The organism is Lysinibacillus irui (genome assembly GCF_028877475.1).
Taxonomy (GTDB): Bacteria; Bacillota; Bacilli; order Bacillales_A; family Planococcaceae; genus Lysinibacillus; species Lysinibacillus irui.
On record NZ_CP113527.1, the window covers coordinates 2,761,085 to 2,776,998 of the forward strand.

The 15,914-nt window shown below is 37.4% G+C and carries 16 protein-coding genes and 1 riboswitch; of the genes, 3 read left to right on the forward strand and 13 right to left on the reverse strand.

Going from position 1 to position 15,914, the window contains the following annotated elements; all coding sequences use genetic code 11:
- Both aroQ and OU989_RS13975 read right to left on the reverse strand, forming a co-directional pair.
- Entirely contained in the window at window positions 1-435 is a 435-nt protein-coding gene (aroQ, locus tag OU989_RS13970; protein ID WP_274793645.1) for a type II 3-dehydroquinate dehydratase, read from the reverse strand.
- Window positions 436-656: 221 nt separating this feature from the next.
- Complete coding sequence (locus OU989_RS13975) at window positions 657-1,085, reverse strand: hypothetical protein (protein WP_274793646.1); 429 nt, start codon at window positions 1,083-1,085, stop codon at window positions 657-659.
- A gap of 151 nt (window positions 1,086-1,236) precedes the next feature.
- Here OU989_RS13975 and OU989_RS13980 point away from each other — a divergent pair, with 151 nt between their 5' ends.
- Entirely contained in the window at window positions 1,237-2,169 is a 933-nt protein-coding gene (locus OU989_RS13980; RefSeq protein WP_274793647.1) for a DUF1385 domain-containing protein, read from the forward strand.
- Between the two features lie 45 nt (window positions 2,170-2,214).
- On the opposite strand, the gene OU989_RS13985 is transcribed toward OU989_RS13980, so the two are convergent.
- The 8 genes from OU989_RS13985 to OU989_RS14020 form a co-directional block, all read right to left on the reverse strand.
- Window positions 2,215-2,550 (reverse strand): hypothetical protein, encoded by a 336-nt coding sequence (locus OU989_RS13985; RefSeq protein ID WP_274793648.1) that lies wholly within the window; start codon window positions 2,548-2,550, stop codon window positions 2,215-2,217.
- A 192-nt stretch (window positions 2,551-2,742) separates the two neighbouring features.
- Window positions 2,743-3,669, reverse strand: a complete 927-nt coding sequence (locus OU989_RS13990; RefSeq protein WP_274793649.1) for an alpha/beta hydrolase fold domain-containing protein — start codon at window positions 3,667-3,669, stop codon at window positions 2,743-2,745.
- Window positions 3,670-3,790: 121 nt separating this feature from the next.
- Window positions 3,791-4,510, reverse strand: coding sequence for a metallophosphoesterase family protein (locus OU989_RS13995; protein ID WP_274793650.1), 720 nt, complete (start codon window positions 4,508-4,510; stop codon window positions 3,791-3,793).
- Window positions 4,511-4,784: 274 nt separating this feature from the next.
- Window positions 4,785-5,210 (reverse strand): stage III sporulation protein AH, encoded by a 426-nt coding sequence (locus OU989_RS14000; protein WP_274793651.1) that lies wholly within the window; start codon window positions 5,208-5,210, stop codon window positions 4,785-4,787.
- A gap of 335 nt (window positions 5,211-5,545) precedes the next feature.
- On the reverse strand, window positions 5,546-6,031 hold the full coding sequence (locus OU989_RS14005) for a VOC family protein (protein WP_274793652.1): 486 nt from the start codon (window positions 6,029-6,031) through the stop codon (window positions 5,546-5,548).
- A gap of 195 nt (window positions 6,032-6,226) precedes the next feature.
- Entirely contained in the window at window positions 6,227-6,988 is a 762-nt protein-coding gene (locus tag OU989_RS14010) for a Nif3-like dinuclear metal center hexameric protein (RefSeq protein WP_274793653.1), read from the reverse strand.
- A 149-nt stretch (window positions 6,989-7,137) separates the two neighbouring features.
- A complete protein-coding gene (locus OU989_RS14015; protein WP_396631784.1) occupies window positions 7,138-9,708 on the reverse strand; it encodes a vitamin B12-dependent ribonucleotide reductase in 2,571 nt (856 codons plus the stop codon).
- A gap of 200 nt (window positions 9,709-9,908) precedes the next feature.
- On the reverse strand, window positions 9,909-10,739 hold the full coding sequence (locus OU989_RS14020) for a lipoate--protein ligase family protein (protein ID WP_274793655.1): 831 nt from the start codon (window positions 10,737-10,739) through the stop codon (window positions 9,909-9,911).
- A gap of 205 nt (window positions 10,740-10,944) precedes the next feature.
- On the opposite strand from OU989_RS14020, the gene OU989_RS14025 reads away from it, so the two are divergent.
- A complete protein-coding gene (locus tag OU989_RS14025; RefSeq protein WP_036122960.1) occupies window positions 10,945-11,331 on the forward strand; it encodes a rhodanese-like domain-containing protein in 387 nt (128 codons plus the stop codon).
- Window positions 11,332-12,042: 711 nt separating this feature from the next.
- Here the strand turns inward: OU989_RS14025 and OU989_RS14030 are convergent.
- Window positions 12,043-12,234 (reverse strand): hypothetical protein, encoded by a 192-nt coding sequence (locus tag OU989_RS14030; protein ID WP_274793656.1) that lies wholly within the window; start codon window positions 12,232-12,234, stop codon window positions 12,043-12,045.
- Window positions 12,235-12,635: 401 nt separating this feature from the next.
- Window positions 12,636-12,712: riboswitch (glycine riboswitch) on the forward strand.
- Between the two features lie 163 nt (window positions 12,713-12,875).
- On the opposite strand from OU989_RS14030, the gene OU989_RS14035 reads away from it, so the two are divergent.
- Window positions 12,876-14,216, forward strand: a complete 1,341-nt coding sequence (locus OU989_RS14035; RefSeq protein WP_274793657.1) for an amino acid permease — start codon at window positions 12,876-12,878, stop codon at window positions 14,214-14,216.
- A gap of 43 nt (window positions 14,217-14,259) precedes the next feature.
- On the opposite strand, the gene OU989_RS14040 is transcribed toward OU989_RS14035, so the two are convergent.
- The gene (locus tag OU989_RS14040; RefSeq protein WP_274793658.1) at window positions 14,260-15,231 is read right to left on the reverse strand and encodes a glutaminase; all 972 of its coding nucleotides are present in this window, start codon (window positions 15,229-15,231) and stop codon (window positions 14,260-14,262) included.
- Window positions 15,232-15,389: 158 nt separating this feature from the next.
- Window positions 15,390-15,866, reverse strand: a complete 477-nt coding sequence (tnpA, locus tag OU989_RS14045; protein WP_274793659.1) for an IS200/IS605 family transposase — start codon at window positions 15,864-15,866, stop codon at window positions 15,390-15,392.
- Window positions 15,867-15,914: the final 48 nt, after the last annotated feature.

The window sequence follows — 15,914 nt, forward strand, 5'->3', positions numbered from 1 at the left end:
TCAATTCTCCCTCTCGATAAATGTACGTAGTGCCAGTTCATAGCCTTTCGTACCTAGTCCACAAATTTGACCAAGGCAGGCCGGAGCAAGATAAGAATGATGACGGAAAGCCTCACGTTTGTGGATATTGGAAATATGTACTTCGATAACCGGCACAGAAATCCCTGCAATCGCATCATGTAACGCGATGCTTGTATGGGTATATGCACCGGGATTAAAGATAATACCATCATATTTTTCGTCCTCTGCTTCATGCACCCAATCAACTAGTACCCCTTCATGATTGGATTGACGAAATTCAACTGTAGCCCCTAAAGAAGCCGCAAGATTTTGAACATTCTTTCTAACATCATCTAATGTTTCATGTCCATAAATATGTGGCTCTCGTTTACCCAGTCGATTTAAGTTAGGTCCATTCAAACATAATAACTTCACGCTTCTATTCGCCTCTTTCTATGTACTTGCCATTTATTTTATCATACACGGTGCATTCAGCAACTAATTTCCATTAGAAGCTCCATCCACTTTGACGTAGTGTAATCATGTCAGCTGAAATCACTGAAAAAACTTTTGAAAGTCTGGAGCATCTTTTCGCAAAAACATCATCAAATGGTGCAAAAAAATACCCCCTTTTAATACCAAGGGGATATTGTGAGCTACGTCCTTTCTCTATGTGCATTCATCTCCTTCTGATGGAAATTTGCAGTTTCCAGCAAGAAACGTAATAGACAAACGACAATCACGATGAACGGTATCGAGAGTTTCTTAAATGAAGTTAGTTGTAAAGGTAAATCTAATACAATCCACTCTAAGGTGATGGTCACCAAAAGGCCTAATAAAAGTGAAGAAAAGACAGCTGGAATGATATACACATAGCGCATTGTCATATATAAAAATAAACCGATAATAAATAGAAGTATGATAAAGAAGGTCCACTGAAATAATTTAGAGCTATCTTCGAACCAATTCCACTTCTTATAAAACCCAATCGGATGCCATTTGATGAGATGAAAATAATGTAATCCCTTTAAGCACAACGCTAAGACAAGCGCATTGACAAAAGCTGTAATCGCTGCTGTTTTCACAAGATAACCTCCATTTTTACACACTAATCTTTTCCTGAAATGTACGATTAGTGTAGCCATATAGAAAATTTACTATGCGTAACGGTAGAGGTTTTTCACTAAATTTAGTACAATGGTACAGTTGAAATATATATAGAGAGTGGTGTTAGCCTTGAGCAATTCACCTGTATACGGGGGACAAGCACAATTAGAGGGTGTGATGTTCGGAGGAAAGGAACATACCGTTACAGCCATTCGTCGTAACGATGATTCCATTGATTATTATCATTTTAAAAAAGTTCAAAAACCTATTTTACAAAAACTTAAAAAAATTCCTTTTGTAAGAGGCGTAGTTGCGCTTATTGAATCTGCTGGCTTAGGTTCTCGTCATATGCAATTTGCCGGAGATCGTTTTGATGTGACTCCTGGCGAAGAAGAAGATCATAAAGAAGAAGGCTCTAAACTTCAAATGATACTTGGAGTTGCTTTAGTTGGTATTCTTTCTTTTTTATTTGGAAAATTTGCTTTCACATTAATTCCTGTTTTTATAGCCGATTTTTTCTCTAAATGGATTGAAGGAAAAACCGGACAAATTTTACTGGAAAGTGGCATTAAACTATTATTACTGCTAGCCTACTTATATTTTATCTCGTTAACGCCCCTCATTAAACGAGTATTTCAGTACCATGGTGCAGAGCACAAGGTCATTAATTGCTATGAAGCGGGGTTAGATATTACGGTAAAAAACGTCCAAGCTCAATCACGCCTACACTATCGTTGTGGTAGTAGCTTCATTCTATTCACAGTGTTCGTCGGCATGTTTTTATATTTCTTTGTGCCTACAGACCCACTGTGGCTTCGTATTTTAGATCGTATTCTATTAATTCCTGTTGTTCTTGGTATTTCCTTTGAAGTATTACAAGCAACCAACGCTTGCCGTAATATCCCAGTGTTACGCTTCCTTGGCTACCCTGGCTTATGGCTTCAATTATTGACAACACGCGAACCAAAAGACGATCAAGTAGAAGTAGCGATTGCATCCTTCAATATGCTACGCCAAGTAGAGCAACAACCCGAGATTGCTGCAACATTAAATCATGATTAATAGAAAAAGGCAGCCCCAATAAGTAGTTGGGGCTGCCTTTTTACGTTAAGCACGCATTTTACGTTTAAAAGCAATCATGGCGAAAATCGTGATCAATATCGTATAGCCAATCACAATAGATAGTGATTGAAGCATGTCAACATAGGCTCCTTGTAGAATAGCTTTTGCTGCATTGAGAGTATGAACAAAAGGTAAAAAGTGCGCAATTGATTGAAAAGTCCCACCAACCATATCTAGTTCGAACCAAGTTCCACTTAACCAAGTTGTAACATTTACAAATATTGCAAAAATCCCACCTACCTGCTTATCTGTAAATAATGTGCCAAACACTAGGCCAATACCAATATTTAGTAGAGCAATGATCAACGGTACAAGGAACACAAATAGGATAGACGAATTAAAAGAATCTTCTTTGATATCCGCAATGCACGAATTCTATTTTGCATAATACTTCCTTTTAAATGTAAGCTTACTTTATAATTTTTAATTTTCGTTTCAACTTATAGTGATTTTCCGCTAATAAAAAGAACAAGAAAAGCGTGTTTTGAATACATCAAAACACGCTTCTAGAAATTATTTACTTAAGATATTTACAATTTTCTGTTGAGCATCTATAGCTTCAGGTATCGGCATCACAACAAAAACATGATTCATCTTAGGATATACATAGGTAGTGATGGCGACACCTTGTTCTGTTAGTAGTTCATCAAATTGAATGGCGTCTGGATATAAACTTTCATGTGTGCCAATAAAATGAGTAATCTTGCCAATCCCTTGAAAATCACCGTAAATTGGACTAATTAATGGGTCCTTTAGATCTTTATCAGCTGCCCATATCTTTGTAATAACTTCCATTCCTTCACTAGCCAACATAGGATCGTTTTCTTCATATTCAGGTATAAGAGGGTTTTCTAAACTCATATCAACACATGCAGAAAATAAAATAATATCTTGCGGTTGAGGCAGCTTATCTCGTTTCAAAAGTTGAATGAGGCCAAGTGCTATATTTCCACCTGCCGAATCTCCCATAATCGTACATTGGTTGGTTCTTTCAACATTTTCTACTATTTCCATATATAAATTGAAAATTTTTGAGTAGGTATCTTGATAGTTAAAATGGGGTACTTTAGGGTAAATGGGCGCAATAACCTTGGCATTTAACGATTGTGCTATTCTATCCATGAACATCCAATGTAAGGATAAAGGTTGACTTGTCCAGGCGCCACCATGTATATAGAGAATAACTTTTTGCTCCAAGGACTTTTTGTCATTTAAAGTGAAAACCTGCATTCCCTCAAAACTTTGTTCCTTTACCTCACTTACAAAGGTTACATCATCCCCAATAACATAGGGCTGAATATTTTCTGTGCCCCTTTGCTTCGTAAACTGCTTTGCATTTTCAATACTAGAAAAACTCTTTTTATTACTCTGAGCAATTAACCATTTTTCAAATTGAACGCTTTCTTCGGAACGCTCTCCATTAAAAACTTCTACACTCATATTTTCTCCCCCTTTTTTCTACATCTTTGGTAAGTTTATATAGCTAAAGAGATGTCAAGTATTAGCCTTTATAACTTGTTTCCCCATCTATTATCCGCGGTGTTGTTCACCACTAAAAACCCTAAGCATTTCGATATTTTGCTAACATAATTTCATCGTAATATTTATCTAATTGTGGCAAACCTAGCTGTTCTGCCATCAAAAGTTCTGCCTGTCTATCATACTCAACTCTAATAAATTGAATGGCGTTGTTTGAATATGAGCCATCTAGAATCGCATAGGAAGCTGAAGTTAAGTCAAGTGAATTTCCGACACTCCCAACGTTACACAGAATCCCCATTTTATATGTATGTAAAAAAGTTGTATGTAAATCGCCGTAGAAAACAATATCAGGAAGTTTTTTAGAATGAATTGAATTAGTTTTTTCACTATTCTCAAACATTGATAAACGCTTTTCAATTGGATGGCTAGGCACAATGCGTTCAAACTCGCTTCTTGGGGAAGCGTGGAAAAACCTTATTAATTGTCCATTTAATTCAAGATCAATACTATATGGTAATGAAGCTAGATAGTGATAATCCTTTTCTGTTAATCTATCTTTAAACCACTGTAATAATTCAAGCTCAGTTGGAGATTGAATAAAAACATCCCAGTTGCCTCGAACTACTCGTTCGCAGTTCTTTTGGATAAGCTCGATACATTCAGAGCCTCGGGGTCCTTTGCCAATTAAATCGCCTAAACAAAAAATTCTTTCAATATTTCTTAATCGAATGTCTTCTAACACGGCTTCTAGTGCCGTTTTATTCCCGTGGATATCTGAAATTATTGCAATTTTTGTCACAAAGCTACCCCCTTATAAATCCCATCTATTCCAAAATAGTGGTTTCTTCTAATTTTATTCGATAAGATCTCTTTTAACCCTTTAAAACTAGGATTTCAGAAAAAATACATACATCATACCCAAAATTTAAGATTCTTTCACCCCATTTTATTTCAAGGGATACTGCATTAATTGTAAGAATAAAAGTAATTCGTTTCCGTGGGTTATATTGAAACTATCAATTTCTTTTAATGTAGGACACTAGAAAATTACTTGCATTGAACAATCTCCTTCGTTAGCTTAATATGAAACTGTTCCATAAGTTTTCATCAACCCTAAAAAAACCTTCGTGCGAACACGCTGCTAGTAAACATTGATCATCTTGGTAAAACATTAAATCCTCTGGTAATTTTGGATAAACCCAGTCAAAAAGGGAGTAGCTATGGTCCTTCAAAAATTGTGCGGTAATATCATTTAAAATAAAATAAAAAACATATGCTGTACCTTCGCCAAGCCATGTTGTCTCCCACTTGCGTTGTATTTTTCTTTCGATAAATTGATCGCCAATATCTGCGATTAATTCACCCACAATGGCTAGTCGTAATTCTTCATCAGCCATTAATTGTCTATTCTCAACAAAGGCGAAGCGGTTACATTGACTTGCTAGTAATTTGATAAGCTGTTGGTAGCGTTGCCCTTTTATATTTTCGGTAATAATCAATTTTAATTCCTCCTCACACCTGCACTATGAGTAACTTTATAATCCTTTATTAACACGAATAAACTCTTTCCTAAATTAAATTTTGCAAAGGAATTACTGTATTTCTATATTGAATGCATCCATTGGAAATCATGATTTTTCTTATGGGAAGATTGTCAACTTATGCCTTCCCTAAATAAGATTCAATCTACTTCAATCTTATAGTGATATTAACATAAATATCCATCAAAAAAAATCTCCCCTCTAAAAATCTACAGAGGGGAGATGATTTTTTAGACGTTACAATTGATGAATAGAATTTGAGTAATCATAATGAAGTAATTTTAGTTGCAAGATTATTTAATCGCCTCAGCAAGCTCCAAAATAATTCCTTCTGGTCCACGAACGTAACATAACTTATAAACGTTTTCGTAATTATATATTTCACCAATAAGTTCTGCCCCCTTCATTGATAATTTGGTAACTAGGGCTTCAATATCTTCAACTGCAAAGGCTATATGCTGGTTACCTATATTATTTACTAAAGGATGCTGTTGGCCATTTTCATCTGATGGCGGGTGATATTTTACTAGTTCTATTTTTGTGTCCCCTTCTGGTGTACGCAACATTACTATTTCTAGATTTGTGTCATCTGTTGTGCGTAATATGGCAGCTTCCTCTTGAACGTCTTGAAGCCCTATTATCTGCTCCATCCGCTTCACCCATTCGCCTTCCACTTTTCCTTCCCCAAGTATTTCTAGACCTAAGTCAAGAAAAAATGCTTTGGCAGCAGGAAGATTATGAACGAATATACCTATATGATCTATTCTATGAACTTTCATACCTCACTTCACCCTTTTCTATTCTTATACATTTATCACTATTTCAACAAACAAACTTTCCCTTGAATAAATCATTAAAAGTACCCGAGGTAGGAAAACACTTTTTCCTTACTACCAGTTCGGCAAAAAATTAATATCACGAGCACACTATGAGCTCAGCCACCTACTGAAAGATTTCCTCTTTCCTAATATGCCTTATCTTATATTCGCTTCATGATGGAATTCGTTAAGTCTCACTATTTCAAGATCTTTATTATTGGCCTTCAATTTCAATGCTAAACTTTCAATTCCAGGTAATTCTGTGAAAGTATGACTTCCGATAATTAGATTTATTCCTTTAAACTGAGCATATTGAATCGTATACAAATTACTTTCACCTGTAATGTATGTATCACACTTATGTTCAACGGCTTCCTTAAGACAAGCTGTTGATGCTCCATTACCACAGACTAAGCCCACTCGTTTCACCTTTTTGTCATTGAACCGCCAAAATCTAACGGGTTCTTCAAGTACGTTTTCAATTTTTGATACGAATTCATGAAATTCAATTTCTTTATCGTATTCAGCGATTCTACCAAAATATAATCCTTCCCATTCGTGGGTTCTTTTCATATTTTTTAAGTTCAATTTTTTTAATAAACTATCATTTGTTCCAAAATGACAGTCATCGAGCGGTAAGTGATTATAGTAGTGACTTATACCATACTCCGCTAGTTTTTCGATGCATGCGTCTTTCAATCCATATAGTTCCTCCCAAGCATCATGATGTGTCAACATCATATCAACGCCTTGAATTCTTGCTTCCTCTATTGTTTCAAGGGTTAGGTTAACACAGTATCCTATTTTTTTTATTTTTTTATCTGCCTTGTATGTAATCCCAGATTCACTAGCATAGATTTTCTTATTTTTCACATTAAAAAGTTCATTAATTTTTTCTACAATTTGTGAAACATCCATTTACTTACATACCCCCTCAATCATCTTTTCTGTATTCAAAAATTCGTTCCTAAATCGCTAAACAAAATATTTCCATTTGAAACAAAAAATACCCCTTTAGATTATCTTATCTAAAGGGGTAAAAAGGTACAACTGATTTTATATCTAATTTATAGACCGCATTTTAACTGTGCGCCACAGTTTGTGCATGTATTACAGCCGCCCATTTCTTCGACTGTGCCTTTACGGCATACAGGGCATGTATTCCCTACGTCAGAGCCAATTACAGTTGTTGACTCTAACGCTTGAATCGTATCTACTAATACGACCGGACGTTTTGTATGTTCTTCTACTAATTCCTCTTCAAATGAAAGTTGATCCATATCATTTTCTTCAGCTTTTAGTGTAAGTACTTGTGAATCACGGCTACCATCAACATAGACCGTACCGCCTTTAGCGCCACCTTTATATAGTCGCTCGTACACTTTTTCAACTTGCTGTACTGTATAGCCTTTTGGTGCGTTTACAGTTTTAGAAATAGATGAATCAATCCATTTTTGAATAATACATTGAACATCAGCATGTGCTTCTGGTTTTAGCTCCATCGCTGTAACGAACCATTCTGGAAGCTCTTGCTCATTTACTTCTGGATGACGCTCTAAATATTCTTGGACAATTTCAGCTTTCACTTCAATGAATTTACCTAAACGACCAGAACGGTAGTACGTGAAGGAGAAGTAAGGCTCAAGACCTGTTGCCACACCTACCATTGTTCCCGTTGAACCGGTCGGCGCAACAGTTAATAAATGTGAGTTTCGAATACCTGTTGCTAAAATTTGCTCTTTAATGTGAGCAGGCATTTTTTGCATATAGCCTGTCTCTGTAAAGGCTTTACGTAAACGAGCTGTTTCTTCGTCAGTAGCACCTACTAAGAATGGGAAGCTACCACGTTCTTTAGCAAGCTCTGTAGACGCCTCATATGCTGTTTCAGCAATGGTTTTAAAGATTTCATCGACTAAAGCATTGCCTGCTTCTGAACCGTATTCTTTCTCGCAATAAATAAGTAAATCTGCTAAGCCCATTACCCCTAAACCTACACGACGCTCGCCTAGTGCTTGTACACGGTTTTCTTCTAAGAAGTAAGGTGTTGCATCAATTACATTATCCTGCATACGAACGCCTACACGTACTGTTTCACGTAGTGCTTCGTAATCAACTGATTGATTTTCTTTATTTGCAAACTGTGCTAAATTCACAGCAGCTAAGTTACACACAGAATATGGTGCAAGTGGTTGTTCGCCACATGGGTTTGTCGCTACAACACTTTGTCCATATGCTTTGGCATTTGTCATGTCATTTGCATTGTCGATGAAGAAAATACCTGGCTCTGCAGAGTAAGTTGCACAAACATTAATTAAATTCCATAATTCTTTTGCTTTAATTGTACGGTATGTGCGGACTTTATAGCCCATTTTCTCCCATTCACGAACATCGCCAACTTTATGCCATTCCGTGTTGTAAATGTTCATTTCTTCTTTTGTATATTCCTCTACAGCTGGGAAGCGAAGCTCAAAGTCAGCATCATTTTCAACGGCTTCCATAAATTCTTTTGTTAATGTTACGGAAATGTTCGCACCTGTTAAAAACTCAGGATTATGAACTGTATAAGTACCACCATCACGTAACTTATTTTCAGCTTCACGTATAATCGCTGTATCGAATCCACCTAAGCCTTCTATATTTTTGTAGTTCACGATGCCTTGATACATCGCTTCTTCCTGCATAGAAAGAGGTTTAAAGTTTAATTTTTCTTTTGCTAGTCGAATGATTGATTCATCTGTCGTATTTTCAATTAAATAACGCAGAATACGTGGATTTTGCATTTTCGAAATAATAAATTCCACAATATCTGGATGCCAATCTGCTAGCATAATCATTTGTGCTCCACGACGTGATCCACCTTGCTCTACAAGATGTGTCAATTTAGCAATATCATCTAACCAAGAAACTGAGCCAGATGATTTACCGTTTACACCACGTGCTAGCGTGTTACGTGGGCGTAATGTTGAACCATTTGTTCCAACACCACCACCGCGGCTCATAATCTCCATAACTTGCTTACGGTGATCACTGATACCTTCACGAGAGTCAGCGACAAATGGCATAACGTAACAGTTAAAGAAGGTTACATCAGTTTCAGATCCAGCTCCATAAATCACTCGTCCAGCTGGAATGAATTTCAAGGATACTAATTGCTCATAAAATTTTTCAAACCATTCTTGACGTTTTTCTGGTGTTTTTTCAACAGCGGCAAGGCCCGTTGCATTTCGTTTTGCGATTTGTTCATAAAATATTTCAAGAGGCTTTTCTAGCACGTCAATTGAACGTGTAATCACACCCGTTTCCTGCTCTTGCGGATCGTCTAATGCGCTACGATAATCTTCCTCAATCAAAATATCTGCTGTTTTTGTAGCCATGTCCAGCTTTTGAATTGTCCCTAAACCTCGTGCAGGGAATTTTGGATCAGCTTTTACCGTTAAAACAACAAAATCACCAGCTTTTAGTGTTTTCTTTTCCGTGTCTTTAAACGAGTAGCGATCGATCATGACAAGTCTTGATACACCTTTATGTGTGATATGCATGTCAGGTGTTACTGGGTGAACCTGTGAAAATTGTTCAATATCTTTGTTTAATTGCTCAAATTGTTTGTTTACATCGGGTTGATGATTTGTGAGTACCATCATTTTGCCTCCCTTGTTTTCTTCATTACAAAATAAATACACAATATCATGTGTTATTAAACACTACATATTGTGTATATGTCTTAAAAAAAGATACTATATATAGTTTTTTAATTCAACTCTTGCTTTTTTAAATAGATTCAGAACTACTTGTTATAACTAGGATTGAACGTAAAAAAATATTTTTTCCATACCATTTTTTACTTTTTAAAGTTCCACTCGTCACATGCATATTTTTTTTCTTCTAATGCATGGACATATTCTAATTGCTCCTCTGAAAGTGTAAATGGTTTTAAATCAATTTGCAACGATTTTGCAAAGCCATCTCGAAAAGCTGTCACACATTGCTCAACTGTCACTGGCTCTTTGACAAGACTATTAATCGCGACTGCCTTTTCTGGCAGCTTTCTACGCATACGATCCTTTGCTTCCTCGCTTGAGAAATTAAATACCGATAATAATTTCTCTTGATCTAAATCTAATAAAATGGCGCCATGCTGTAAAATAACACCTTTTTGACGTGTTTGGGCACTTCCCGCTATTTTTTTCCCTTCAACGACAAGTTCATACCAGCTTGGTGCATCAAAGCAAACAGCACTTTTCGGACTCTTTAAGTCAGCTCTTTTCTCCTCTGTATCAGGAACACTAAAATAGGCATCCATTCCTAGGTTGTGGAAACCTTGCAATATTCCCTCACTTAATACACGGTATGCTTCTGTCACAGACTCTGGCATATTCGGATAACTTTCAGTAACAATGACGCTATATGTTAGCTCATGTTCATGCAGGACAGCTCGTCCACCAGTTGGTCGACGGACAAAACCTAAACCTTGTTCTCGAACAGCATCTAAATTAATGTCTCTTTTGGCTTGTTGAAAATAACCAATTGATAGTGTCGCAGGTTCCCACTCATAAAAACGGATCACTGGTGGAATTAACCCCTCACTATGCCAATCAAGTAATGCTTCATCTAGCGCCATATTAAAAGAAGGACTACATTTCCCTGAATTTAAAAAATACCAAGTTGTCATATGTTCATCTCCTACAAATATAAAATGATCCCTCAGGCCCCACCTGTGGTTCAACCTTAACAAAAATTACTCTACGGTTGCTCGATATGCTTTTGTAACAAAATAGACGAATTTGCCACAACCTAGTTAATTTTATCAAACTCATTGGACTATCGCTAGCGCATCTTTTATAATAATAGAGAAGATAGAAAGGGGTAAGAAAATCTTGGACATACTTATCACAATCGGTGTCGTTTTAGTAGTTATCATTGCATATATTGGTATTAATGCACTACGACTAAAAAAAGCCGTAACCAACTTAACACAAGAGCAATTCATAGAAGGCTATCGTAAAGCACAGCTAATCGATGTCCGTGAACAAAAAGAATTTGATGCAGGTCACATTCTTGGTGCACGTAATGTTCCTTCTACAACACTTCGTCAACGTTATAAAGAAATCCGCCCAGATTTACCAGTATATCTATACTGTCAAAATACAGGCCGTAGCTCACGTGCTGCATTATTTCTTAAAAAACGTGGGTACAACCAAATTTACCAACTTCAAGGCGGTTTTAAAACTTGGACTGGTAAAATAAAAGCAAAAAAATATTAATACTCTCATGAAAAAAAGTCGTCTCAAAGAACTATGAGACGACTTCTTTTTTAAAAAATTCAGAGTTTCTACTATATTATATCTATTGCAAATCATTAAATACTAGCTCTCGTTTCAACCAGTCTTTAATCCTGCATTTGGACCAGAAAAAAACCCAACAAAAAGGGGTAACCTATAGCCCATTTTCCCTAATGATACCACACTGTAAATTGGTCCTTACTAGAGACTGATACTTTGCAATCTTAGTTGAGCGGCTCTGCATGATGAATGATCACTTTGACATCAATTTGGAGCGGCTCTTCCTACAGATTGAGCACTTTGCTACCCTTTTGGAGCGGGTTCACTCTTCATGTGAGCGGTCCTCCCTGTAGAATGATCACTTCGATATCAATTTTGAGCGGTTCTTCACACACAATGAGCACTTTGCTACACTTTTGGAGCGGTTCTCACATCATATTGAGCGCTTTTCGCTACTTTTGGAGCGGGTTCACTCTTCCTGTGAGCGGTCCTCCCTACAGATTGATCATTTCTCCGAAACTTTGAGCGGCTCTCCCTGAAGAATGTTCACTTTGACATCAATTTGGAGCGGCTCTTCCTCCAGAATGATCACTTTGCAACTCTTTTGGAGCGGTTCTCGCATCATATTGAGCGCTTTTCGCTACTTTTGGAGCGGGTTCACTCTTCCTATGAGCGGTCCTCCCTACAGATTGATCACTTCTCCGAAACTTTGAGCGGCTCTCCCTGAAGATTGTTCACTTTGACATCAATTTGGAGCGGCTCTCCCTCCAGAATGATCGCTTCGACAGCAGTTTGGAGCGGTTCTTCACACATAATGATCACTTTGCAACTCTTTTGGAGCGGATTCACTCTTCCTTTGAGCGGTTCACTCTCCAGATTGATCACTTCCCCCGGCTTTGAGTAGTTTCTCGACAATATTGAGTACATTGCCTTCATGTTCAGAGCGGAGCTACCCCCTTTTCAAGCGCCTTTCCAACAGAAGGGGTGACCTCACCACTCTTTGGAGCGAACTATACCGTCTTTCCTGCTTGCTTCTCTCCCTATGCAAGCTTCCACTAAAAGTGTCTCCCCTTTTTTAGCAATTCTCCTTACTAAATCTTCTATGTCTAGAATTCCTATTTTTCGTCAGAGATTTCCCATTTAGTAACCCATTCTTCTATTTTTCTGAAAATAGTTAAAATTTATTGTTGAATTATTTTACGTGCACTGATAGGATGTATAATATCTTACAATAACAATTGATTAGAAAGTTAATAAGCTATGAATGCTATGGATCAAACTATAGCAGGAGCAGTTCTGGAGAGAGCGCACAATGCGTCGCCGAAGGGTTCACTATCTCAGGCAAAAGGACAGAGGAGTAATAGCAGCTTTTATAAGCGAAGCCACATGAATGTTAAAAGATTTCATGAAATATTTGCGAATAAATGGTATTTGTTATTCTGACGTTTTTCCGAGACTAGTGTCACAACTAGTCTCTTTTTTATTTTTCCAGTCATAGTTTTTACGCATCTTTGAGGGGGATTAACGTGGAACAGCAACAATTAAAACGTGATTTAAAAAATCGCCATGTGCAGCTTATTGCCATTGGTGGAACGATTGGCACTGGTTTATTTTTAGGCTCAGGGAAAGCCATTGCCCTTGCAGGACCTTCCATCATTTTAGCCTATTTAATTGTCGGTACCGCACTATTTTTTGTTATGCGCGCATTAGGCGAACTGTTACTATCTAACGCGGGCTACACATCATTTACGGATTTTGCATCTGAATACATAGGATCCTGGGCTGGCTATGTAACAGGCTGGACATACTGGTTCTGTTGGATTATGACGGCCATGGCAGATATTATTGCTGTAGGGGTTTATACACAATATTGGTTTGATATCCCACAGTGGGTGCCAGCCATTGGTTGCTTAGTATTATTATTACTACTGAATTTATTAACAGTTAAGCTTTTTGGGGAGCTAGAATTTTGGTTTGCCATCATTAAAGTTATTACTATTGTAGCTCTTATCATTATCGGACTTATTATGTTAGTGACAGGCTTTCATACTAGCTCTGGGCCAGTTTCTGTGGAAAACCTTTGGGCACATGGTGGGGTGTTCCCAAATGGGTTATATGGCTTTTTAATGGCCTTTCAAATGGTTGTTTTTGCATTCGTTGGTGTAGAATTAGTCGGGGTTTCAGCTGCTGAGACAGCAGATCCTCAAAAAAATATTCCGTCTGCCATTAATAAAATTCCATTCCGTATTTTACTCTTTTATGTAGGAGCATTATTTGTTATTTTATGTATCAATCCATGGTATGAAATGTCTGCCGAAAACAGTCCTTTTGTCCAAGTATTTACATTAGCAGGAATTCCAATTGCTGCTGGTATTATAAATTTTGTTGTACTCACTTCTGCCGCTTCAGCTGGTAATAGTGGTTTATTCTCTACAAGTCGAATGCTCTTTAATCTTGGTAACAATAAACAAGCTTCTCCTGCGTTTGCAAAACTGAACAAAAACAGTGTTCCAAGTAACGCACTCGTTGTGTCTGCTGTTGTTGTATCAGTAGGTGCATTGCTAAGTAAGCTGATGCCAGAGAATGCCTTTAGTATTGTGACGACGATTAGTGCAATTTGTTTTATATGGGTATGGAGCATTATTGTTATTTCTCACATCATCTATAAACGAAAAAATCGTGCTTTACATGAAGCATCAAACTTTAAAGCACCACTAACACCATTTATCAACTATGTCATTCTTGCATTTTTCGCATTTTTACTTATTGTCATGTTGATTTCTGAGGCTACGCGTACAGCACTGCTGTTAACACCAATTTGGTTTATCGCGCTATTGATTATTTATAAAATCAAAAGAAAAAAATAAAAAGAAGATGGCTTCAGACTACCCTGAAGCCATCTTCCACTTGTTAAAAAATTGTCATGTCCCATTCCGTCGCTAAATGCTTGAGTAATTGTACACCAGCGACACTATTGCCGATTGAATCGATAGCTGGTCCATAAATACCTATACCACAGCCAGCGGGGAACGGTGAATGCAAGCCAGCATGTCCTGGAACGGCTGTTAGGATTGCACCTGACACACCACTTTTAGCAGGTAGGCCAATAAATGCTGCAAATTTTCCTGAAGCATTGTACATACCACATGTCACCATCAAGGCCTTCGCTAATTTTGCCACTTGTTTAGGAAAAAGCTGTTTCTTTAATAGTGGATGATAGCCGTCATTGGCAATGACTAAACCAATCATGGCTAAATCTGAGACATTAACTTCAATCGCACATTGCTTCAGGTAGACCTCAAGTGCCGCATCTACTGGACAATCAAGGAAACCAGAGTCCATTAAATAATAGGCCAATGCTCGATTTCGATTAGCTGTTTGCCATTCCGATTGAAATACCTCTTCATTGATACTTAATTCCTTGCCGATGATTTGTTCTAAAAATGCTAGAATCTTTGTGACCTTCTCTTGTGGCGAACTCCCAGCGAGCAAAGAGGACACTGTAATAGCCCCTGCATTAATCATTGGATTAAAAGGTTTTCCTGGCTGATGGCTTTCCAAGCGAATAATCGAGTTAAAGGTATCTCCTGTCGGTTCCACATCTACTCTTTCTAACACATAAGGTACTCCTCGATCCATACAGGCTAAAATAAATGTAATAACTTTGGAGACACTTTGAAGCGTAAATAATTCTGCTGTATCTCCTGCTTTGATTTCGCGGCCATCATTTCCAATAATCGCAATACCTAATTGATTCGGGTCTTTTTTGGCTAAGGCTGGAATATAACTAGCACATTGTCCCTCTTTTGCAGCAGGACGAAATTGTGTCACCCATTGTGCCACTAGTTGATCATGTTCATGATGATTAGCTTGTGTTGACATTGATGTGTTCTCCTTTCAAAATGAGGCAATCAGAACCACCAGTCTAACTGGTGGTTTGCTCTACGCGTGAAACGCTGGGGTACTGGCCCATGTCTAAAGACACACTGAAAGGTCCGCCAACCGCACTCCGTTTTCACGCTACCACTAAAGTGGTTTTATTATTTTCGCTTTTTTGCTTGTATTTCTTCTCCTGTAAATGGATCAATGAATTCTTTCATAGTCATTTGATCCTCAAGAATATCCTCTTGCAATTGATTTTTTATATATTCCTGTATGATTTTTCTGTTTCGACCTACTGTATCTACATAATATCCGCGACACCAAAACTTCCTATTTCCATATTTGTATTTCAGGTTCGCATGCCGATCGAATATCATTAAACTAATCTTCCCTTTCAAATAACCTACAAACGATGAAACACTTATTTTTGGTGGAATACTCACCAACATATGAATATGATCAGGACAAGCTGTAGCTTCAATGATTTCTACTCCTTTTCTTTCACATAACTGGCGAAGAATTCTACCTATATCTGCTTTGATTTTTCCATAAATAATCTGCCTTCTATATTTTGGCGCAAAGACGATGTGATACTTACAATTCCATGTCGTGTGTGCTAAACTTTTATTATCCATTTGGAGCCCCTTTCGTACGAAGTCGGTTGACCAGACCTGATTTCATTG

Bases quoted from the DNA above. Each gene is read 5' to 3' on its own strand.
- OU989_RS14005 (WP_274793652.1), bottom strand. From the start codon at position 6,031: ATGAAAGTTCATAGAATAGATCATATAGGTATATTCGTTCATAATCTT.
- OU989_RS14040 (WP_274793658.1), bottom strand. From the start codon at position 15,231: ATGTCAACACAAGCTAATCATCATGAACATGATCAACTAGTGGCACAA.
- OU989_RS14015 (WP_396631784.1), bottom strand. From the start codon at position 9,708: ATGGTACTCACAAATCATCAACCCGATGTAAACAAACAATTTGAGCAA.
- OU989_RS13990 (WP_274793649.1), bottom strand. From the start codon at position 3,669: ATGAGTGTAGAAGTTTTTAATGGAGAGCGTTCCGAAGAAAGCGTTCAA.
- OU989_RS14020 (WP_274793655.1), bottom strand. From the start codon at position 10,739: ATGACAACTTGGTATTTTTTAAATTCAGGGAAATGTAGTCCTTCTTTT.
- tnpA (WP_274793659.1), bottom strand. From the start codon at position 15,866: ATGGATAATAAAAGTTTAGCACACACGACATGGAATTGTAAGTATCAC.
- OU989_RS14010 (WP_274793653.1), bottom strand. From the start codon at position 6,988: ATGGATGTTTCACAAATTGTAGAAAAAATTAATGAACTTTTTAATGTG.